At 53.5% G+C, this 21,443-nt stretch carries 18 protein-coding genes and 2 tRNA genes; 7 read left to right on the top strand and 13 right to left on the bottom strand.

Annotated features, from left to right (window positions below):
- The first annotated feature begins 21 nt into the window (after window positions 1-21).
- The 3 genes from AC0IM9_RS15785 to AC0IM9_RS15775 all read left to right on the top strand — a co-directional run bounded on the left by AC0IM9_RS15785 (window position 22) and on the right by AC0IM9_RS15775 (window position 3,455).
- A complete protein-coding gene (locus AC0IM9_RS15785; RefSeq protein WP_482804636.1) occupies window positions 22-2,472 on the top strand; it encodes a heavy metal translocating P-type ATPase in 2,451 nt (816 codons plus the stop codon).
- The gene (locus AC0IM9_RS15780) at window positions 2,473-3,318 is read left to right on the top strand and encodes a sulfite exporter TauE/SafE family protein (RefSeq protein WP_278212525.1); all 846 of its coding nucleotides are present in this window, start codon (window positions 2,473-2,475) and stop codon (window positions 3,316-3,318) included.
- A gap of 61 nt (window positions 3,319-3,379) precedes the next feature.
- Window positions 3,380-3,455: transfer RNA gene (locus AC0IM9_RS15775), tRNA-Thr, on the top strand.
- A 76-nt stretch (window positions 3,456-3,531) separates the two neighbouring features.
- Here the strand turns inward: AC0IM9_RS15775 and AC0IM9_RS15770 are convergent.
- The 7 genes from AC0IM9_RS15770 to AC0IM9_RS15740 form a co-directional block, all read right to left on the bottom strand.
- Window positions 3,532-4,266, bottom strand: coding sequence for a M48 family metallopeptidase (locus AC0IM9_RS15770; protein WP_482804635.1), 735 nt, complete (start codon window positions 4,264-4,266; stop codon window positions 3,532-3,534).
- Window positions 4,266-7,334 carry a type I restriction endonuclease subunit R gene (locus AC0IM9_RS15765; protein ID WP_482804634.1) on the bottom strand — a complete coding sequence of 1,023 codons (3,069 nt, stop codon included), beginning with the start codon at window positions 7,332-7,334 and terminating at the stop codon, window positions 4,266-4,268. Before AC0IM9_RS15765 ends, AC0IM9_RS15770 begins: the two co-directional genes overlap by 1 nt.
- Before the next feature lie 17 nt (window positions 7,335-7,351).
- On the bottom strand, window positions 7,352-8,515 hold the full coding sequence (locus AC0IM9_RS15760; RefSeq protein WP_482804633.1) for a Fic family protein: 1,164 nt from the start codon (window positions 8,513-8,515) through the stop codon (window positions 7,352-7,354).
- A 332-nt stretch (window positions 8,516-8,847) separates the two neighbouring features.
- Window positions 8,848-10,161, bottom strand: a complete 1,314-nt coding sequence (locus AC0IM9_RS15755; RefSeq protein WP_482804632.1) for a restriction endonuclease subunit S — start codon at window positions 10,159-10,161, stop codon at window positions 8,848-8,850.
- Window positions 10,158-11,171, bottom strand: a complete 1,014-nt coding sequence (locus AC0IM9_RS15750) for a PDDEXK nuclease domain-containing protein (RefSeq protein ID WP_482804631.1) — start codon at window positions 11,169-11,171, stop codon at window positions 10,158-10,160. Before AC0IM9_RS15750 ends, AC0IM9_RS15755 begins: the two co-directional genes overlap by 4 nt.
- A complete protein-coding gene (locus AC0IM9_RS15745; RefSeq protein WP_482804630.1) occupies window positions 11,162-13,615 on the bottom strand; it encodes a type I restriction-modification system subunit M in 2,454 nt (817 codons plus the stop codon). The genes AC0IM9_RS15750 and AC0IM9_RS15745 overlap by 10 nt, the downstream gene beginning before the upstream one ends.
- A 392-nt stretch (window positions 13,616-14,007) precedes the next feature.
- Window positions 14,008-14,337, bottom strand: coding sequence for a hypothetical protein (locus tag AC0IM9_RS15740; RefSeq protein ID WP_482804629.1), 330 nt, complete (start codon window positions 14,335-14,337; stop codon window positions 14,008-14,010).
- A gap of 206 nt (window positions 14,338-14,543) precedes the next feature.
- Between AC0IM9_RS15740 and AC0IM9_RS15735 the strand changes: the two genes are divergently transcribed.
- Window positions 14,544-15,773: a dicarboxylate/amino acid:cation symporter gene (locus AC0IM9_RS15735; RefSeq protein ID WP_482804628.1), complete on the top strand. Its 1,230-nt coding sequence runs from the start codon at window positions 14,544-14,546 to the stop codon at window positions 15,771-15,773.
- 22 nt (window positions 15,774-15,795) lie between these two features.
- Here AC0IM9_RS15735 and AC0IM9_RS15730 read toward each other — a convergent pair whose 3' ends face one another.
- Entirely contained in the window at window positions 15,796-16,833 is a 1,038-nt protein-coding gene (locus AC0IM9_RS15730; protein WP_140912340.1) for a GGDEF domain-containing protein, read from the bottom strand.
- A gap of 281 nt (window positions 16,834-17,114) precedes the next feature.
- On the opposite strand from AC0IM9_RS15730, the gene AC0IM9_RS15725 reads away from it, so the two are divergent.
- Window positions 17,115-17,190 (top strand) — tRNA-Val (locus tag AC0IM9_RS15725).
- 141 nt (window positions 17,191-17,331) lie between these two features.
- Here AC0IM9_RS15725 and AC0IM9_RS15720 read toward each other — a convergent pair.
- The 5 genes from AC0IM9_RS15720 to AC0IM9_RS15700 form a co-directional block, all read right to left on the bottom strand.
- On the bottom strand, window positions 17,332-17,790 hold the full coding sequence (locus tag AC0IM9_RS15720) for an arylamine N-acetyltransferase (RefSeq protein ID WP_482804670.1): 459 nt from the start codon (window positions 17,788-17,790) through the stop codon (window positions 17,332-17,334).
- A 154-nt stretch (window positions 17,791-17,944) separates the two neighbouring features.
- Window positions 17,945-18,172: a DUF6290 family protein gene (locus AC0IM9_RS15715; RefSeq protein ID WP_482804627.1), complete on the bottom strand. Its 228-nt coding sequence runs from the start codon at window positions 18,170-18,172 to the stop codon at window positions 17,945-17,947.
- 165 nt (window positions 18,173-18,337) lie between these two features.
- Complete coding sequence (locus tag AC0IM9_RS15710; protein WP_064042097.1) at window positions 18,338-18,691, bottom strand: helix-turn-helix domain-containing protein; 354 nt, start codon at window positions 18,689-18,691, stop codon at window positions 18,338-18,340.
- A complete protein-coding gene (locus tag AC0IM9_RS15705; RefSeq protein WP_064042096.1) occupies window positions 18,681-18,989 on the bottom strand; it encodes a type II toxin-antitoxin system HigB family toxin in 309 nt (102 codons plus the stop codon). The genes AC0IM9_RS15710 and AC0IM9_RS15705 overlap by 11 nt, the downstream gene beginning before the upstream one ends.
- A gap of 148 nt (window positions 18,990-19,137) precedes the next feature.
- Entirely contained in the window at window positions 19,138-19,287 is a 150-nt protein-coding gene (locus tag AC0IM9_RS15700) for an AbrB/MazE/SpoVT family DNA-binding domain-containing protein (protein WP_482804626.1), read from the bottom strand.
- A 664-nt stretch (window positions 19,288-19,951) separates the two neighbouring features.
- On the opposite strand from AC0IM9_RS15700, the gene AC0IM9_RS15695 reads away from it, so the two are divergent.
- Together AC0IM9_RS15695 and AC0IM9_RS15690 are read left to right on the top strand one after the other, a co-directional pair.
- Window positions 19,952-20,563 carry a PEP-CTERM sorting domain-containing protein gene (locus AC0IM9_RS15695; RefSeq protein ID WP_482804625.1) on the top strand — a complete coding sequence of 204 codons (612 nt, stop codon included), beginning with the start codon at window positions 19,952-19,954 and terminating at the stop codon, window positions 20,561-20,563.
- A 40-nt stretch (window positions 20,564-20,603) separates the two neighbouring features.
- Entirely contained in the window at window positions 20,604-20,837 is a 234-nt protein-coding gene (locus AC0IM9_RS15690) for a hypothetical protein (RefSeq protein WP_482804624.1), read from the top strand.
- The last annotated feature ends 606 nt before the right edge of the window (window positions 20,838-21,443 follow it).

The raw sequence follows: 21,443 nt of genomic DNA, 5'->3' as shown, positions 1-21,443 counted from the left end.
CAGTACAGGATTATCCCGCCCATGGAAACCGAGATCCCAATCCCCAAAAATTTCGAGTTGCGCCACCAATTGCGCAACCGGGTACGCATCGTTTCGCGTGTGTTGGCCGACGACCCGGAACGCGGATATATCCTGGAAATTTTGCTGAAAAAGCGCCCGGAAATTAAACGGGTGCGCTCGGTGTTTGCGATCGGTTCGGTCGTGATCGAATTCGATTCCAGCCGGCTGCCGAAAAAGAACCTGTTGATTATGCTGGATGCCGTGTTGGGTAACATCGCCCAAAAGCAGACCGATATCAAACAGGATAAACGGAAAATCATCGACGGGCCGTTGCACGATATCGATTTGGCGGTGCAGGGCATGAGTTGCGCATCCTGCGCGCTGTTGATCGAAATGGTGCTTAACCGCGACGAGCGGGTGAAGAAAGCCGGTGTCAATTTCGCTACCGAAACCGTAAACGTGCAGGGCTGTTTGAGTTCGGCTGATGTGGTGGAAATCGTCGAACGGTTGGGCTATAGCGCAATGCCGGTCGATACGCTGTCGCAACGAAAGAAACTGATCGAAAAGGAGTTGCAACGAATTGACGTGGCCCGGCGCCGATTCGTAACCGCAGGGCTGTTGAGCATACCAGTAGTGGTCTCGGCGATGGCGATGGCTAGCCGGAGCTGGCTGCACTGGTTGCAATTCGCATTAACCACCCAAGTGGTGTTCGGCTCCGGCCGCCAGTTTTTCAGCAAGGCTTATCGCTTGGCCAAACAACGGGCGGCTAACATGGACAGCCTGATCGCATTGGGCGTCGGTTCGGCTTACGGTTACAGCGTGCCGGCCTTGTTCCGCGGCCGTGGCCATATATATTTCGAAGCCGCCGCAGCGATTGTCACCTTCGTCTTGCTCGGCCGTTACCTGGAAGAGCGCGCCCGCGGCAAGGCCGGCGAAGCGATTCGCAAATTAGTCGATTTACAACCGCAAACCGCGACCTTGCTGCTGGAGGGCGGTAACGAACGGCGCATCGATATAGACGATATCCGGATCGGCGATTTGCTGTTGGTGCGGCCCGGCGAGAAGATTCCGACCGACGGCTTGGTCGTCTACGGCATTTCCACCGTCGACGAAGCCATGATTACCGGCGAAAGCATGCCGGTGGTGAAGAATCCGGGCCACGCCGTGATCGGCGGTTGCGTCAACGGCAATGGCGTGTTGCATGTCAAAGCGACTGCGATTGGCATGGACACCGTGCTGGCCGGCATCGTGCACATGGTCGATCAGGCGCAGGCGACCAAATTGCCGATCCAGAAACAGGTCGACAAAATTTCGGCGGTATTCGTGCCGGTGGTCATGGGGCTTTCTGCGGCGACTCTGGCCGGTTGGCTGCTGGCCGGAGCGCCGTTCGGCTTCGCCTTCGGCAATGCGATTACGGTGCTGCTGATTGCCTGTCCGTGTGCGCTGGGATTGGCGACGCCGGCGGCGATCATGGTCGGCGCCGGCCAGGCCGCCAAGCAGGGCGTCTACATCCGCAACGGCGAAAGTCTGGAAATCGCCAGCAAACTTAACGCGATCGTGTTCGACAAAACCGGCACCATTACCGAGGGCCGGCCCAGGGTTAGCAAGCTGGTCAAAATCTCGCGGATGGCTGAGGCCAAACTGCTGTTATTGGCGGCATCGGCTGAGAACAACTCGGAGCACTACCTGGGCAAAGCCGTGGTTGCCCACGCCCGCGAGCAGGGCGTCGAGCCGGGAGAGTGCGGCTATTTTTACAGCGAAACCGGTCGCGGCATCCGGGCCGAAGTGGCCGGACACAAAATTCTGCTGGGCAACCAGGCTTGGCTGGAAAGCCAGCAAGTGGCGGTCGAACGTCTGACTGAACACGCCGATTTGTTCGCCCGGCAGGGCCAGACTCCGGTGTACATGGCGGTAGACGGCAAAGAGGTTGCGGTATTTGCCGTGTCCGACAATCCGCGCGACGAGGCTGCAGAAGCCATCGCCCGCCTGCATCGTCTCGGTATCAAAACCATGATGGTGACCGGCGACACCGAAAAAACCGCGCATTTCATCGCCGATAAAGTTGGCATAGCCGACGTCGTCGCCAACGCCAGGCCGGAGCAAAAATTGCAAATCATCCGCCAATTGCAACAGGACGGCCGCAACGTCGGCATGATCGGCGACGGTATCAACGATGCGCCGGCACTGGCGGCGGCCAACGTCGGCTTTGCGGTCGGCGGCGGCGCCGACATTGCCATTGAATCGGCTGATCTGACTCTGGTGCAAGGCGATATCGGCAAGGTGACCGATACCATCGAGCTCAGCGCATTTACCATCCGCGTCATCAAACAAAACCTGTTCTGGGCCTTCGGTTACAACACTGTAGCGATTCCGGTCGCGGCGCTCGGCAAACTGAATCCGATGATCGCCTCGGCGGCGATGGCATTATCCTCCGTGTCCGTCATCGTCAATTCTCTGAGATTGAGCAAGTAAATGAACCACCACAATATGGAAGGGATGGATCATGCCATGCACGGCATGACCGAAATGGCTGCGGCCAGCGGATTCGATTACACCTTGGCGTTTGCCGCCGGTTTTTTGGGCAGCGGCCATTGCCTCGGTATGTGCGGGGCATTGGTATCCGGCTATTTCATGAAAGCCGGAAAAAGCAAAAGCTACCTGCCTTATCTGGCCTACCAACTGACGCGGATTTCGGTTTACGCGACGATCGGCATGCTGGCTGCGGCATTGGGCGTGGTGTTGGTATCGAGCGGCTTGTTCGGCAAGATCCAAAGTATTTTGCAGATCGCGATGGGTTTGGTGGTTATCGCGCTGGCGATGGGGGTGCTGGGCTGGATTCCCTGGCAGGGTTCTTTGCGTCTGATTCCATTGACGGTTCTGCGTAAGGGCTATGCTTCCGCCAATCAAAAAGGGCCGTTGATCGGGTCGGTGATCGCCGGCTTTCTGAATGGCCTGATGCCTTGCATGTTGACGTTTGCGATGGCGGTGAAGGCGACGACGGCAACCAGCGTGCTGGAAGGCGGCGCGTTGATGCTGGCTTTCGGTGCCGGAACGCTGCCGATGATGCTGTTCATCAGCGTCGCCTTCGGCAAAATGAGCGCCAAGCTGCGCGGCTACATGTTCAAAGCGGCAGCCCTGATCATGCTGGCGATGGGGTTAAATACCATTAACAACGGCTTGAGTTTTTATCTGGACCAGGATTTCGACCACAGCCATTTCCTGTTCTTCTTGCAGGCTGAACTCGACCGGCTGATTCTGTTCTTGGCGCAAATCATGGATTACTTGTCCGGCATGATAGACAGCATCCGCAACAAGTAAGCCGCAGCGGTAAAAAGAAATGGATTAATCCGATTTTTTTTGTATAATGGCGAGCCAATTTGCTGGCGTAGCTCAGTTGGTAGAGCAGCTGATTTGTAATCAGCCGGTCGCGGGTTCGAGTCCCATCGCCAGCTCCATATTTATCAAAGGCTTAGGTGTTTTTTCACCTAGGCCTTTTTTATTTGGGGTTACACGGGGGTTACATTAGACGAATCAAGTTTGCGCTAAATCGTCACGATTCCAATTTTCATAGCCCAACGTCGCCAAATTTAATTCAGCCCTGATGTCACGCCAATTTGGCAAGTGGTGATCCATCAAGCCGACAAACCGCTCATTATGTCGACGCTCCAAAAGGTGCATCATTTCGTGTAAGACAATGTACTCCAAACATTCCGGTGCCTTCTTGGTCAACTCGCTATTCAGCCGGATACTTTGCGACTCGGGATTACAACTTCCCCATTTAGTTTTCATGCGTTGAACGTAGAGCCGTTTTACCTGTACTCCCAATCGCCGCTGCCATTTTTCAATTAACGGGCGCGCCGCTTCTTTCAAAATAGTCCGATACCATTCTTCAAGAATGGCCTGCTTTTGCTCGGTGTCGGTTCCGGGTTTGACGCGCAGCATGATTTTGCTGTGTTTCAAAAACACGCCTAAAGCATCCTCGGTATAAGCCACGTTCAGCAGATACCGTTTCCCCCACACAAAATGGCTTTCAAGGTTGAGGTACTCGCGCGGTGTTTCGCGTGGCTGATTTAAAAACTTGCGCTGTTGCTGTTTGATCCAGGTCAGCTTGGAAATGGCATAAACACGAATGGTGTCCAAATTCATATGCTCGGGAGCGGCAATCTTTACTTCCCCATCTGGCGGGCACACGCTCAGGTGAATATTCTTAATGTCCTTAAACACCACGTTAACTGCAATTTTCCCAAGCTGAATCTGGCGGTCCATCAATACTCACCTTTATGTTCGGCGATGATGTTGAAAATGCGATCCACCTCGTCGCCGTTTTGCAAAACACCATAAATTGCGCCTTTGATAACTTGTTCTTTGGGTAGATTCCCGCGCCAATCATCCCCTCTAACCTGCTTAACCACTTCATCGACTTGCAGCGCCAACGCTTCATCGTTCCCCAGATTGTTGTAAAGCGCGCGTTTGCCCGGTGTATTGATTTTATCCGGCGTGCCGCCGCCGGTTCCGGCCTGGACCTTTTTCACCAATTCGGCGATTTCCTTCAAGTATTCTTCATACTTCAGCGCCTTGGCCTTACGGGCTTTGATAATCTCCTCCAGGAGCGCCGACATCTTTTCGTAAAACTCAGGATCGGTCAGATGCTTTTTGATGATGGTTTTGCGGACATTATTTTCTATCGTCTCCGCCACCGCATTGGCATTGCCTTTTACACTGCCCAATTGCTTGTCGATGGCATCCAAAATTCCGGTTTTAACGATCAGTTCCAGCAAGGGCATATCGCCAAAAGGTGAGATGGGGCGCGGCTCATCGGCTTGGATATAGGTATCGATCAAATGCCGCATATCGGCTTCGTAGGGCTTCAAGTCCAGGGTTTCGCCACTGGCTTTACGAATCAGTTCACGAATTGCCAGATACTCGTCCATGCTTTTCTTGATGCGATTCGTTTCGGCTTGGCTATAACCGGCGGCGTCCATCTCATCAGCCAGATTGGCATACGCCCGCAGCAAAGCCACTGTGGCTTTGTAAAACGCCACCCGTTTGGGTTGGCGCTCTTCCAGATCGGAGGGGATTTCCGTATTGCCGCAAAAGTAATGGATATACTCCAGTTCGCCTTTGGGCGGTGCGACCGGTTCACAGAGCAAGGCAATCGCTTCCACGGCATTATCCAGCCGTTCCTTGCCGGTTTTCAGCCGGTCTTGCATCATCACATCAGCCGATGCGCCAGGCGCGCTCTGGTCCAGTTCAGAGCTATAAACCTGCAAAGCTCCGGTGCCTTGATCGTTGACCAAATTTTTGAACAGGTCTTTGTAGTCAACGATGTAACCAAAATCCTTATCGTCGCCGTCCAGCCGGTTTGTACGGCATATCGCCTGAAACAAACCATGATCCTGCATCGATTTATCGATATACAAATAGGTGCAGGGTGGGGCATCGAAACCGGTCAGCAACTTATCCACCACCACCAGCAATTTCATGTAGGCCGGCTCTCTGGAAAACAGCGCCTTTGCCCAATCCTCGTAAGTTTCGGTTTTACTTTTGCCCGGCTTGGCTTCAACGCCTTTCAACAGTTCCATATAAATGTTGTAAATAAACTGCTTATCGGTCTCGGTATTGGCGCCGGTATCTTCCTTGGTAATGTCCTTCGCTTGCGGGTTGTAGGACGTCACAATCGCGCAACGATTCTTGAAGGGCGTTTTCTGCAACAGATCGAAATACTTACAAGCCTCGTAAATGCTCGACGCCACTAAAATGGCATTGCCTCTATCATTGGATAAGCGCGGCTTGACGCTGAAGTCGAAAATAATGTCGCTGATTACCCGCTCCATCCGCGACCGCGAACTGAGCACGTTCTGCATGGTGCCCCATTGCTTTTTCAGCTCATCCTTCTGCCAATTATTCAGGCCTTTGGTTTTCGCCTCAAACCAGGCATCGATCTTGTCCGACGAGCCCAAGGTCTGATCAATGTCGCGCGCCTCGTAAACCAAATCCAACACCACGCCGTCCTCAACTGCCTCGCTGAATTTGTAGGTATGGATGTAGCTACCGAACACCTCCGGGCTGGTGGCCTTGTCTTTCTTCAACAAAGGCGTGCCGGTAAAGCCGATGAACACCGCATTGGGCATGATGGCTTTCATTACCCGGTGCAACTTGCCGCTTTGCGTGCGGTGGCATTCATCCACAAACACAAACACTTTGCCGACGGTGACGCTGGGTTGCGCTTCCAGGTCCTGGATAAACTGATCGAAATCGTCCACGCCTTTTTTACCGAACTTATGTACCAGTGAACACATCAGGCGCGGCGTCGCTTGTCCCAATAGCGACATCAATTCCCCGCCGCTGCCGGTGCGTTTAATGGATTCGCCAGCTTCGGTAAATACCCGTTCGATCTGTTTGTCCAGTTCGTCGCGGTCGGTGACGATAGCCACGCGGGCATGGGGGTGGTGTTCCAAAATCCATTTGGCCAGCAACACCATCACGATGCTTTTGCCGCTGCCTTGGGTATGCCAGATGATGCCGCCTTTTCGCTCCTGCACGTGGCTTTGTGCGGCCTTGATACCAAAATACTGATGTACGCGCGGTAGCTTTTTCTTCCCGCCGTCGAACAAGACAAAATTATGCATTAACTCAACTATGCGCTGTTGGTTGCACAGCTTTTGCAGATATTTATCCAGCTTGTAACCGTTGTTATCCTGCTCGTCTTCCTTCCATTTCAGAAAATACTTTTCTTCGGTGCCGATGGTGCCGTACTGCAAACCTTCGGAATCGTTGCCGGCAAACACGATTTGCACCGTGCTAAAAAACCATTCATTAAATTCCGGCTGCTGGTTGGACAACAATTGCCGAATGCCGTCGCCAATCGAGGTGCGGCTGTTTTTTAACTCGATCACCGCAAAGGCAATGCCATTAATGTACAACACCAAATCAGGCCGCCGTTCCCGATTGCCTTTTAAGGTTACTTCCTCGGTCAGCGCAAAATCGTTGTTGCCGGCCGTTTCCCAATCGATCAAATGCATCGTTTCCGTAGGCTGGTTGGCCTCGATTTTCACCGGTACGCCATAGCGTAACAGGTTGTAAACTGCCTGATTGTTGCCGTACAAGGTGCGGCTATGGTTGCCGGCTTCGTTTTGCAGTTTATGCAGCGCAATACCGATTTGCTCCGGGCTGTAGCCGCGCCGTTGCAAATTAGCAGACAACAATGACTCTTCTATATTGCTGTTATTGCCACGATCCGACCAATCGCCCAGATAGTCATAGTGCAAGGTATCGGTGAATAAACCAATCAGTCGCTGCTGGGTGATGCGTTCCGCTTTGCCTACCGTGTCCATGTATTTCTATCCTTGCATTATGGGTTAGCGTTGTTTAACGATTCCGGAATAAAGCCTTCTTGCGATAACGCTTTAATTACGCCGCGTATCAAATAATTGCTGCTAAAACCAATCGTGTACTGTCTTGCACCGGACTTGATGGGCTGCAACATCTGCCGCTCGACCAGCTTTTTAAGCTGATACGTGCGCTGGGTCGGGGTCATATTCGGCATGGCCGGTTCAAAATCCGCGGCCTTTGCCGTCCCGGCTTTCGCGGCAATGTGCAGAATCTTCTCTTCCAGTACGGTGATTAACTCGCGTTCGCGTGCGTAGGCCAATGCCGGCGCCAAGATCTTGTTGCCCAGATAGTCAAAGTCAGCCAGTTGATCGAGCTTGTTCAGCTCTTCCAAAATGCCTTGCAACACATACACGCACCAGGTTTCCAAGCCTTCCAAGGTGCCTTTATCGGCCGCCGCCAGCATCGCGTAGTAACGGTCGCGGTCGTTGCAAAATACCGCCGTCGGATTCAACACCCTGCCACCGGTTTTCACGTTAAAACCGTATTTGATTAACAATGTATAAGTCAGCAAACGTACCACCCTGCCATTACCGTTGCCAAACGGATGTATCCAGCCGAAGCGATGATGCGCCAAGGCCACTTTAATCAGATCGTATTTGCGCGGATGATCGGCATTGATAAACGCCACCAACTCCCGCATATAGTCCGGCACTTTCAAGGCATCGGGCGGCAAGTGGTCGGATTGGGCAATTTGCACCGGCTTTTGCCGATAGGCGCCGGGCGTCGCGTCGCCTTCGCGTTCCAATTGGCTGACTGTCATGCTGTGCAATTCGCGGATGAAATACTCGGTCAATTCATCACCGGTATTGAAATGGGCTTCGATAAAGTCCATTGCCGTTTCGATGTTGACCATTTCCCGCAATTGATCGTTTGGCTGGCCCGGGTTGCCCTCCAGCTTGCTTTCCACGTAATCGGCCAAGGTCGTATGATTGCCCTCGATCCGCGCCGACCCCAAGCTCTCCAGCATGTGGAAAATCGTCTTCAATTGAAAAAACACCTGCGGCGGCGTGGTGCCGCCCAATTGCAAACGCCGCAAATATTCCAGCTCGGTCAACACATCCACCAGCGGCGAATCGAAAGCCGGATTGAGCAAGGTTAAATCATGATGATTAAATGCAGGCATGATGGCAATTATCTGTAACAGGCTGTTTTGCTATCTTTAATAGCATGCCGTAATAGTAGTCAAATCAAGTAATTGTTTATAGTGGCTCAAAAAATTATCTGTAATCGCTAGCAAGCTTATCTGGTAAAGCGGTTATTAGGAAGTCGAATTTCCTGGCTGCTAAACATCCGCGCGGCAGTCTGCTATTAGTGGCTAGTGCTCCACGGGTACTAAACCATCCTTGCTCTATCCATCCAGGATAACTACAGCATCGCGGCTTGCCCTGATTTTGTCACAGCTCCAGCCGCCGACATCTCCGCCGATGAACAAGGTTTGCGGCGGGCCTGTCCGCTTTATACCAAGCGAATCTTGCCGGTGAGTAGTTGCTGCATCATGCCTTGCTTGATGGCGCGGGCTTTGGCGAGTTTGCTTTCCAGCTCGGCGATCTCGGCGTCCATGTCGCTGAGTATTTGAGCGATGGCGGTTTGTTCGTCGAATGACTTCGGAATCCTGATTTCGATTTTTTTCATTACATCGTTCATTAATTTTGGATTTCCGAGGTGCCGAGAGACGTGAGCTGAGGTTGATTGTCCGAGCAACGAAGCAATAAAGTGGTGATCGCCGCTGTTCAATTTAATTGTTCCGCAAACGTTTGTGCAATTAAACCTACCAGTCCGAGCAAATACGGTGCCGGCGTTTGCGCCGTCAGTTGTCCATGTAATGTAATCACCTTCAAAATCATAGGTATCAAGGTATCCCATCACGCCACCGTTGGAGGTTTGCGAAGAGTAAACAGGATAAAGGGGCGATGTTGATTTCGCGATTTCAGCATGACTTATCACACGTCCCCTGCCAACTTGAGATATGTCTTGAATAGTTTTGACCTCCCATTCGGCACTAAACCCCGGCAAACGGCGCTTGCCAGTGAGAAGTTCCTGCATGGCGCCTTGCTTGAGCTGGCGTTTTTTGACGACGAGTTGTTCCAGGGCTTCAATCAGTGCATCCGCATCGCTCAACGTCTCGGCGATGGCTTCTTGTTCGGCTTTAGTGGGGGGGACAGTAATCAAGCTTCCATAAATGCTTCCATTCGACGTATGCCGAACTGTTGATCCAGTAGCTGTTTCTTTCATCCTTGCCGCGTGACGTTCTGAAAGAAAATACCAATAAAGAAAGGCAAGGGAGACGCGCGGGTTATTTAAAACAATTTTGCCAATCCGTTGGTTGTGTAGAATTGATTCTTGATGATTTACAACGGCTGGCTTACCAAGCAAATTGCAATCGGGAGTCAGATCAGTCATCACGATCAGAAGGTCCCCATTCTCGAATACCATCGCAGCTGAATAAAGGCCAGCGTAACGCTTAGTGTTACGGTCATTAAAATAAAGGCCACCTTCCAATTTGAAGTTACCTGGCGTTAACAGAATTGGACCTTTGTCCGAGAAATGTGCGCTACTGAATGCGAACCCACTTTTGATTGTAATCAGGTCTTTAAGTCGCTGAACACTCCAATCCTCCGGTATCACCCCCACCTCAGTCTGCTTATACCCCTCTGGTATTAACTGCTCGGCAGGCAACACATATTTCGCATTCGCTTCCTGCACATCCATAAGCACCTTTGGATTGGAAACCGTGGGGCCGCTGTTGCTGTATTTTCGCGGCTCACTCATTGCTCTGCCTCGCGCAAGGTGTCTTCCAGCTCCCGGCGCAGCTCTTCCCGATCAGGCAGATACAGCTGATATTTCTGCACGAATAGCTGACTGTTCAGGTTGTAGGTGGCATATTCCACCAGCAGCTCGTCTTTATGTCGACTGAGGATGATGCCAATGGGCGGATTGTCGCCTTCGATATTTTCCTCGTTGGCAAAATAACCCAGATACATGTTCATTTGGCCGATGTCGTGATGCTGCACATCGCCCATTTTTAGGTCGATCAGCACAAAGCAGCGCAAGATGCGGTGATAAAACACCAGATCGACCTTGTAATGGGTGTTGTTGAGGGTAATTCGATACTGTCTACCGACAAAGGTAAAGCCTTTACCCAGTTCCAGCAAGAATTGCTGCAAGTGATTGCACAACAAGGTTTCGAGCTGGGTTTCCGAGACCTGCGCGGGTTCCGGGATCTTTAGAAATTCAAAAATGTAAGGTTCTCGCAGCAGATCGGTAGGCTGGGCCAGCGTTTGGCCTTCTGCGGCCAGCTGCAATACCCCGGCTTTATCTTTACTGGCCGCCAGTCGTAAAAACAAAGAAGAGGCTTTTTGGCGTTTCAGCTCCGGTACCGACCAGCGTTCGGCGATGGCCTGTTTTTCGTAGAAACTACGTTCCAGTTCGTCATCGAGCTTCAATAATTCGACATAGTGCGACCAGCTCAATTGGTGAGAAGGCTTCTGACTTATTGGGTAACGCAGATAAAACAGGCGCATGTAGACCAAATTGCTGCGACTGAAGCCTTTGCCGTGGCGCAGGCTTAAATCGGTGGCCAAGGTGCCGATCAAGGCTTTGCCATACGCGGCGCGGATTTTACCGTTTTGCTCAAACTCTATGATATGCCGACCCACTTGCCAGTAGGTTTCCAGCAGGCTGGTATTGACGGCCTGCATGGCCTGTACCCGGCCTTGGGTGTAGCTGTCGGTAATGCGCTCCAACAGGGTCAGGTAATCGGTGCTTTGGGTTAACTCCATGCAAACCCCATCCTTTGCAGGTGGCCGTTGACCTTGGCTTCCAATGCATCCACGCGCAGCTTGATTTGCGGCACCGGGGTTTCGTAGCGTTCGGCAAGTTGCTTGACGCGCTGGGTGAGTTGCTGGCTGATGCGGTCCATTTCACCGTGGATCGCGGTATCCAGCGTCGCCAGCCATTTGGCATCGACCACCAGGGTTTTGATCTCGGCCTCGCTGAGTTTGGGATAGTGGCCGTAGGCTTTAGCATCCAGCTCGGCTTCGGCTTCTTTCAATGCTTTTTTCAGCGCGGCTTCGTTGACGGAGAGCGTTAGCCAGCGTTGCAATACCGCGATTTCGTCTTTGGCATCGACGTCATTGCCGGTCGCTTCCGGCATCCCTGCCCTAGGCGACATCAGGCCTTCCGTGGCCAAAATTTCTTTTAACCGGCTGCTGACTTCGGCCCTGTTGATTTTATCGAAGCCGGAAAATACCGCGTCCTCGCCGCTGTGTTCTTCTTCCAGTTCGTTTAATTCGGCGCTGACGGCTTCCAGATCGGCTTGCAGTTGGCCGATGGCCTGCTGCTGTTCGGCAAAGTAGCGGGCGACGCTCAAGGCTTTGGGGACCAGATCGCAAGTCCAGCCCTTGTCTTTTGGCTTGCCGCTTTTCTTGTCGGTTTCCAGGATGCGGTAAGTCTGCGCTTGCCAGCCGTCGGCAGAGATCAGATAACAATCGTCCTGCATCGTTTCCGCCCAGTAATCCATCAGGTGTTGGTAAACGTGGTATTTATCGATCAGGGCTTTGCCGGTGTAGTGGTTTAACAAGTCCTCGGACAGTTCGGCGATCAGTTGCTTGGGGTGGCAGCCGATTTGCAAGGCTTTGAGGCGCTCGGCGCTGCGTTGCCGCCATGTTGCAAAATGCGCGTTCATGTCAGCGATGAAGGCCGAAAATTCCGGGTGCTGATAGATGCTGGTTTTGATGGCGCTTTTCGCGACAGCCAAATCGCAATAGCCGGGGCGGTTGGGCTGGAACAAGGCGGTTTTCAGGGCAGGGCAGACGTCCCAATAGCGTGCGAGGGCGTCGATGTCGGCCTCCGGAATACCGCCGCGCAAATGGCCTTCGATGTCTTGCAGGTCTTCCGGCTCCTGGCTGTCGATGTAGCGCGGCAGGTTCAGGTTGTAATCGTTTTTCTCGATTTCCTCGAAACCGACCATGCGGGCGTATTTGGGCAGTTCCAGGCCTTTATTGAAGACGTCGACGATCTTGTGGATGTCCATCGCCCGCAGCCTGTTTTTGTTGCCGTCCTTCATATAGCCGGCGCTGGCGTCGAGCATGAAAATGCCTTTGCGCGTGTGGGCGTCCTGCTTGTCGATGACGATGATGCAGGCCGGAATGCCGGTGCCGTAAAACAGGTTGGCCGGCAGGCCGATGATGCCTTTGATGTAACCTTTTTTGATCAGGTTGCGGCGGATGTCGGCTTCGGCATTGCCGCGAAACAACACGCCGTGCGGCAGAATGCAGGCGCCTTTGCCGGTGCTTTTTAGCGAGCGGACGATGTGCAGCAGGTAGGCGTAATCGCCTTGTTTGTCCGGCGGCGTGCCGAAGTGCTTGAAGCGCTCGAACGGGTCGTGTTCGGTATCGACGCCGTGGGTCCAGCGTTTGTCGCTGAACGGCGGATTGGCGACGACGAAGTCAAAGGTTTTCAGATTGCCGCCGTCGGTGAATTTGGGATCGGCCAGGGTGTTGCCTTGCACGATCATCGCGGTGGCGTGGTCGTGCAGAATCATGTTCATCCGCGCCAGGCCGCTGGTGGCGGAGTCTTTTTCCTGGCCGTATAAATTGACCTTGGTTTTGGCTTCGTCGCCGACTTTCAACAGCAACGAACCGGAACCGCAGGTGGGATCGTAGACGGTGGTTTCGCTGCTGGTGTTGGCCTCGCGAATGCCGATGATTTGAGCGATGACGCGGCTAACTTCGGCCGGGGTGTAAAACTGGCCTTTGCTTTTGCCGCTGTCGATGGCAAAGTGCTGCATCAGGTATTCGTAGGCGTCGCCGAGAATATCGTCGTGCTCGCCGCGGTTTTTGGAAAAATCGAGGGCCGGGTTTTCAAAAATGGCGATCAGGCTGGTGAGCTTGTCCACCATTTCCTTGCCGCTGCCCAGTTTGCCGGCGTCGTTGAAATCCGGCATGTCGGTGAGTTTATTGGCGGCTTTTAGCGGGGCGATGATTTTCTTGTTGATCTGGTCGCCGATGTCCGGCTTGCCTTTCAAGGCCACCATGTCTTTAAAGCTGGCGCCTTCCGGAATGATCACCGGCGCATAGGGTTGGCCGGCGAATTTGTCGCTGATGTATTTGATGAACAGCATGACCAGCACATAGTCTTTGTACTGCGATGCATCCATGCCGCCGCGTAGTTCGTCGCAGCTGCTCCAGAGTGAGCTGTACAGCTCGGATTTTTTGATGGCCATTGAGCGGGAAGGGTTAGGTTTTGTCGTTGATTAAAGCGGGCTCATAGATACAGCAACTTTTCAATTTCGGCAAATCGGGCGTCGACCTTTTTCAGGGTTATTAGCATGCCGGCATAAGCTTGATTGGCGTAAGCCAGTTGTTTTTGCATTAAGCGGTGATAAGTCCGCCAGTGCATGCCTTTGGGTTTGTGCTGTCGTTATTGCCGGCAACCGGTACGCTGCCGTTCAGCTTGGATCTCATGCTTGTTCTGGAGCTCGGCGGTTTGGTTGTTCGGTACGGTTTTGGCCGGCGGCATCGGTTGGGCTAAACGCCGCGGCTAAGACAAGCCGCCGGCAAATGTCAGCGCGCCGAGCCGCCCGGCTTGGCGCTCTGCTTTGCCCGCTCGCCGCGCCTACCAAATATTCCCGGCGCCAGGGGTATAAGTCGCTGCCACGACATTATTCGCAATCAGCGTTTCGCATTGGATGATGTTGGCGGCTTTCACGTTGTTGGCATTGATGGTTACCAGACTCGCGTTGACTTCGACGTTCGCGGCAGAACTGATCCGAAGCGATCCGTCGGGCGCGATTTGAATGACTTGCTCCAGCGCCGCCAAGCGTTGTTCCAGCTCGGCGATTCGCTCCAACGCTTGGCGCAAGCGGCGCGCGTCTGCGCTAAAGCCGGTTTTGGGTTTCAGGCGCGTGCCGGCTTTGCTTGCTGCGGGTTTGGGTCCGATCTTCATGCTTGTTCCTTTCGTTTTAGTGTTGTCGTTGCCGGCTGCAGCCAGCCAATCAGCCGCAACCAGTCCCCATTTTTCCGCAAAGTACTGCCGGCATTGGCCGCTGGTCAATGAATTTTGTTTCGGCAACGGGCCGAAGGGCGACGTTCGATTGCTTTGCCGACGCCGGGGTTACAATCGGCATTACATGTTTGCATCAGGAGAACGCGGTGAAAATCGGATTGAACGGCCAAATTTTTCTCGGGGCGGCGCTGGGTATCGCGCTGGGCATCGGTTTCGCCGGATTGGGGCCGGAGGCGCCGCTTAGCCGGCAGGGGCTTTATTTGTTGGGTTTGGTCGGCACTTTGTTTGTCGATCTGTTGAAAATGGTGCTGGTGCCGCTGGTGTTTACCTCGATCGCAGTCGGCGTTGCCAATTTGCGCTTGCATAGCCAGCTCCACCGGGTGTGGATCGCAACGCTGGGCTTTTTCGTGTTGTCGATGACGTTGGCGATCCTGCTCGGGCTGGGAGCGGCGATTTGGTTCGAACCCGGCAAAGGTCTGAATTTGGAGCTGTTCCAGCATGCCGGCCAAGGTTTTAGCGCCAAACAGATGAGTTTCCCCGAATTTATCGCCAGTTTCCTGCACGGCCTGTTCCTCAACCCGTTTGCCGCGTTGGCGCAGGCCAACGTGCTGGCGATAGTGGTGTTTGCGCTGCTGTTGGGAATTGCGCTGGTGGTCGGCGGCGACCGTTACCGCAATATCCTGTTATTGCTGCAGGAAGGCTTGGAATTGATGTTGCGCCTGGTCGGCTGGATCATGCGGCTGGCGCCGTTCGGGATCTGCGCCTTGCTGGCGCAGTTGCTGGCGACGCAGAACATGGCTTTGTTGAGCAGTTTGGCCCAATTCGTCGCGGTCGTGATCGGTACCACCTTGCTGCACGGTTTCGTGGTGTTGCCGGGCTTGTTATTCCTGGCGACCGGCGTCTCGCCTCTGAAGTTTTTCCGCGGCGCACGTGCCGCGCTGCTCACCGCCTTTGCCACCAGTTCCAGCTCGGCGACGCTGCCGGTAACCTTGCGTTGCGCCGAGCAGCATCTACACGTCAAGCCTAGTATTGCCGGTTTTGTAATCCCGCTTGGTGCCACCGTCAATATGGACGGCACTGCACTGTACGAGGCGGCCGCGGCGTTGTTTGTCGCCAATCTGGCCGGGATCGAGTTGGATTTGGCGCAGCAACTGATCGTCTGTTTTACGACGATGGTGGCTGCCATCGGCGCGCCGGGCATACCCAGCGCCGGGATGGTGACCATGGTGATGGTGCTGCAAGCCGTCGGTTTGCCGGCCGAAGCGATCGCGATTTTATTGCCGGTGGATCGGGTGCTGGATACGGTCCGCACTATGGTCAATGTCGAGGGCGATATGGTGGGGTGCTTGATCGTCCAGCGCTTTGCCGAGGCCTGAACCCCAAGCGCGGCATCCGGGATTACGACGGCACGACTTTATTGCGGCCGCTTTGTTTGGCTTGATAGAGTGCTTTATCGGCCCTGACCAGAAAACTTTCCGAATCGTCGCCCTGTTGCAAGCGGGCGACGCCGATCGACAGTGTGATTTTGCCCAAGGGCTGGTTGTCGTTCTTGCGCTGCAGCTTGCTGGCTTCCATGGCGCTACGGATGTTCTCCGAGATTTGTATCGCCCGATCCGGGCTGGTATTCGGCATGATGATGGCAAGCTCTTCGCCGCCGTAGCGGGCGACGTGGTGATGGTCTTCGGCGTGTTTTTTCATCAGCGTGGCGACGTATTTGATCACGTTATCGCCGATGGTATGGCCGTAGGTATCGTTGATGCGTTTGAAATGGTCGATATCCAGCATCGACAGGCAGGCGGTTTCCGGCGCCGAGCGTTCGACGATCTCCGCCAAGGTCATATCGAAAGCGCGCCGGTTCAATAAACCGGTCAAGCCGTCGGTGGTGGCGATCTGTTTCACCTGGGCCAGCTCTTCCCGCAGTTGTTCCATTTCCCGGTTGGCTTCGGTTAACTTGGTCTGCATGGCCTGGCTGGTCAGTGCCAGCGATTTGGTTTCCTGGATGATTTCCTGCAGTACCGTTTTCAAGCCGTCGGATGCGGAAAAGTTTTCCAGAATCACCGACTTTTTCTGGAAGCTGTCGTTGGTTTCCTCCGCCTTGTTGTAAGTGTCGTTGATCGCGCTGGTGGCTTGTTCGATGACCTTGTGCAACTGGCGGTTGATCTGCTCGAACGATTCCAGCGAGGCGTTGCAAATATGGGTTTTATACAGCTCGACGCTGGTTTCGTAGTCGAACTTTTTCTGCTCGGAAATCAACGTATTGACCGCCCGGTTCAGGCTGGCATTGTTTTCGGCGACATAGTCGTACCAGATCGCGTAATTGATCGGATTGGCCGCGATATTGTGCCGAACCAGCAGCGGCAGAATCTGTTTCAGATAGTTGGCGTTTACGTTGGGAGAAAAATCGTAAATAGGTAGGAAAGGGGAGCTTTTACTCATGCGATTTTGTCGGTAAACGTAGGGTCGGGGGAAAGCTTATCAGACCGCAGGTTTTGTAGTCCATTGCTTACATCAGCCTAGGCTAAAATACCGATTTATCAAGCTCTCCGACGCGGCCGCGGCCAGTCTGCTCCGGAAGGCTTTGGAAACCGGCGCCGATCGGGACGGCGCACTGCCGGCATCGGCAGAATTTGCCGGCAAGTCAGCCGGGTCGAGTGGAACCAACGACAAAAACAGTTTGCGCGCCGCGTCGATTTCGATAAAATGCGCGGCCTCGAGTCGGGTGCTTAGCTCAGCTGGGAGAGCATCGCCCTTACAAGGCGAGGGTCGGGGGTTCGAACCCCTCAGCACCCACCAGACTCGAAGTTTCAATATCGTTGCAGCCGGTTCCGGGCTGCACCTGATTCTACTCTCGATCATTCGACTCGCAGAGTCATCTCTCGATTTGGGTTGCCTGCCTCGGCATTTAATCACGTCGCGACCTTGTCTTGTTCCGATTTAAGCTTCTGATAACGCCAGCCGCTCGGCCAGCCTAGCCAATTGCTCGTCCGCCAGCTCGATGTCGAAATGGCCGCCCAGCAAATCGCGCAAATGCGCCCGACTGTTAACCGGCGTGCTGACCTGTTCTCCGGCATAGAATTGGGAAAAGTTGGTGTTGAACAACTGCACCCAGCCCGAGGCGGTATTGCGGCAAATCAACAGATTTTGCGACAGCAGCGACTGATCCCAGGTTGTGCAGACCAGATTGGCCGCTTCCAGGTCGCAGCGCTGCACTCTGGAACGATCGAAACTGTACAGCGCAAACCATTCGCCGTCTTGCTGCCGTTCCAGCACGGTTTCCCCCGATTCCGCCTCCAAACGCAAGCGAAACCGGTTATGGTCCAGGGTTTGTTCCTGCTCGGTGCCCAGCCGCAACGGCCGATAGTGGCTGGGACCGCCGAAACCGACATCGACCAGCCAGGATTCGCCGTCGGCCTCGACGATAAAGGCGCAAATGCAGGCGCGGCCCGCCTTCGCTGCGGCCCATCCGCACCCGCGCCATGATCGGCTGGTAGCTAAATCTCAGTTCGATTAGCGCCTGCTCGAATAAGCCGTTCAGCTCGAAGCAAGCCTAACGCTCCAAGGCATTGAGTTGTTGCTCCCATTCCGCCAAGCTGATCGTATCGTCCTTACCGCTGGCCAATTCCGCTAACGCGGCATCTGCGGCGGCGGCATCGGCTAAATCTTCGAGGTAGTCGCTGAGTAGATGTTTGATCAATTGCGCCGGACTGACGTGTTCCTGTTCCGACACCTGGCGCAGTAGGTTTGCCGTGTCGTCGTCAAGATTGAGTGTCACCATGCTGCCACCGTAATTTGAATTTGAAGAGTTTTAAGCATTGTATAACAGTGCCGTAGCAGCTAGGCCGGAATAAGCCAAGAGGTGTTACTGTCAGGCACAAGCCGATTCCCCAGCCAGTATGTTTCGGTCCGGTTGGTTGTTAACCGGTATAACAGCCGGAAAGTATTACCCGGCCAGCAGGCTCTCGTAAGGTATTGCCAAACCTTCATGCAAGCGTTTGATCATTTTTAAACTCAGCGGGCGTTTGCGGTTGAGGACTTCCGACACTCTGCCGCTGCCGCCGATATAGCTTTCCAGGTCTTTGGTGCTGAGGTTTTGCTGCTCCATGCGAAATTTGATGGCTTCGATAGGATCGGGCGGCGTGATTGCGTAATGCTTGTTTTCGTAGGCCTCGATCAAGGTCACCCATACTTCCATTTCGTCGGCTTCCGGCGTTTCCGGTTCGGCTTGAAAAATGGCTTCCAGCCGTTGAAACGCCGCTTTCAGTTCGTCATCGTTGCGGATGGGTTTAATAGTCATTGACGGTCTCCACGTCGATTTGGTCGTATTGGGCATGGCTGCCTACAAATTTTATCCAGGCAATACCGGCGCGGTATTGCATTTCCACTACCAGCCGGTATTTGTTGCCGCCGATATTAAAAACCACCCGGTTGTTATTACAGATGCTGGCATTTCGGTATTGGTTTTTAATATCTTGCGGCGAAGCCCAGTTGGCTTTTAACGCTTCTTCGTACCAGCTTTCCAAGGGGCCTTTAGCATCGCGGTAGGCCGGTTGTTCCCAGAATTTTTTGATCGTGCTTTTGGCGATGATGCGCATCGTTGTTAGATCGCTGGCTCCCGTTTTGGGAGCATTGTAGGCTGGCGCATTCTATTGTTCAAGCCTGAGACAGGCTGAAATCCGCGCGTCGGGCTATTATGGCTGTTTGGCGATTTGGATATGGTATGAGGCGGGTAACGTGGCGGCATCACAACGCTTCACGCTCTTGCGGCGGCTTGTCGTCGCGGCCTTCGCCCATGAAGTCTTCCGGTAAGGCGCTGAGGGCGTCGAAAATTGCCGATGCGTTGATCGGCGTTTCTCGCAAAATGATTTCTTCGTCGCGGCGAAAAACTGCCACGCGGTCGGCATTAACACTAACGTCCTAGGGTAAACGGTCAGCTTGGCTTTGCCAGCCGAGATAACGCCGTTTCGTTCTTCAATAATCCTTGGGTAGTCGCGCCGCCAGCGCTTCCGGGCGTAGCAGGCCGTGGGTGTCCGAGATGATGCCGAGGCGGTGGTTCACAGTGGGAACAGATAATCCGTTTTTTGGAGTTTTATGCAATAGAAGGGCAATCGAATCGGCATGCAAAGTCTATCGGCTGAAATATATGTTCAATGTTTTTCGACAGTTTTCGGCCGATTGCGGGCGGCCCTTTAAATTTTTGATCGTCCGGTTAAGTGTATTTAGCAGATGTAGCCTAATGCCGATAGCCATCGGGTTGCTGCAAAACTAAGGATTAAGGGGTGTTTTGCTGCCTTTTTTAGACTATCCGGAAGCCAATACCCAAAGCAGGTAGACTCGGGTGAGCCACAGCAGGGCTTGCAAGGTAACCTGACGGCAGATTTAGGTAGGCGGTGGCGTCATTAAGCCTCCCCATCGGCTTTGCGGACAAACTTTCCACGTCGCCTGCCCGGTCATTCATTCGACTAATAAACGGTGACATAAAAGTTTCGACTGGCCCGGTTCATGCTTGCAAAATAGCCAGGCGATTTGCCTTTACTACATCCCCCTTGGAGGACACATGCTACGCACCCTGGCCGTCGTTTTATTTCTGTTACTGCTGCCCCTGCACAGTAGCAGCGCAGCTTCGCTCGTCACCGATGCTAACGGTATCTTGACTGGCGCACGCGACATTGACTATCTGGGCAACAAATACGATGTGTTCATCGGGGACGGCACCTGCGAGGGATTTTTTAACGGCTGTAATGAGCAGAGCGATTTTCCGATTACGGCTAGCGAAGCATTTGACTTGAACAGTGCGTTGCTAGAGTTGCTTGTATCAGATGGCTATTTTACGGATAACCCGTGGAAGATTGCGGGATGTCCTAACGATTTCGCAAAAATCTGTGCAATCATGACGCCTTACTTTTTAGATAGTATTAATAATGTCTCATACATTTACACCTCGGTTATTCTTATAAGTAACTTCCCAGGTAGAGTACCGATACGTGAAGTAATAGATAGTTTTCTGAAGGAAACTTCTAGGCTATCCGTCAGTGCCACAGAGACAATCTCAGTATGGAAAAAACAGCCAGCCACCACCGTCCCCGAGCCTAGCACCCTGATGCTGCTCGGGATCGGTCTGTTAAGTCAACGATGGTTGCGTACTCGGGGCAAAAGGGTTCCTGTTTAACAATCTCGTCCAATCCGGCCTTACACCAGCGCCGCCAGCGTTGACGGTACTGCCCCAGAACCGAAGCCAGTTCCTCGGAACTGGCTTTTTTGTGGGTCTGTTGCTCATAAAGCCGGTGCAGTGTTTCAACGTGTTTTTTGACGGTGACGGCCGCCAGTTGCAAGGGTTGCCGGGAAAAGCGGTAACCGAGAAAATCAAAACCGTGCTCGATCTTGCCGATGAAGGTTTTGGAGGGGTGTTGCTGTCAGGGCAAGCGGTTGCAGGTTTGGTTTAATGCCATTCCCCTCACCCCAGCCCTCTCCCGCGAGGAGAGGGGGCTTTCAGGACAGCCTGTTTAGGGCTGTAGGATGTGCTGAACACCGTGAAGCGCATCGTTCGCGGTTAAAATTTTTGATCGTCCGGTTAAAGATGTGGCCTATGCCGATAGCCATCGGGTTGCTGCAAAACTAAGGATTAAGGGGCATTTCGCTGCCTTTTTTAAGACTATCCGGAAGCCAATACCCAAAGCAGGTAGACTCGGGTGAGCCATAGCAGGGCTTCCAAGGTCACCTGACGGCAGATTTAGGTAGGCGATGGCGTCATTAAGACCCGCATCGGCTTTGCGGACAAACGTTCTACGTCGCCTGCCCGGTCATTCATTCGACTAATGATCGGTGACATAAAAGTTTCGACTGGCCCAATTCATGCTTGCTTAAATAGCTATGGCGATTTGCCTTTACTACATCCCCCTTGGAGGACACATGCTACGCACCCTAACAGGCTGGTGAAAAACTTGCGCCTATTTTCCCTTACCCACGGTTCTCGTGATTTTTTCGCGTTGAAATCAGTCATAAAATCGAGTTTCAACGGTTAGGCCTCTGTTTCGAGGCCTTTTTATCCA

The organism is Methylomonas sp. Uni0011, assembly GCF_056850255.1.
The sequence above is the reverse complement of the archived record's forward strand: the minus strand, read 5'-3'. Positions and strand labels throughout refer to the sequence as shown.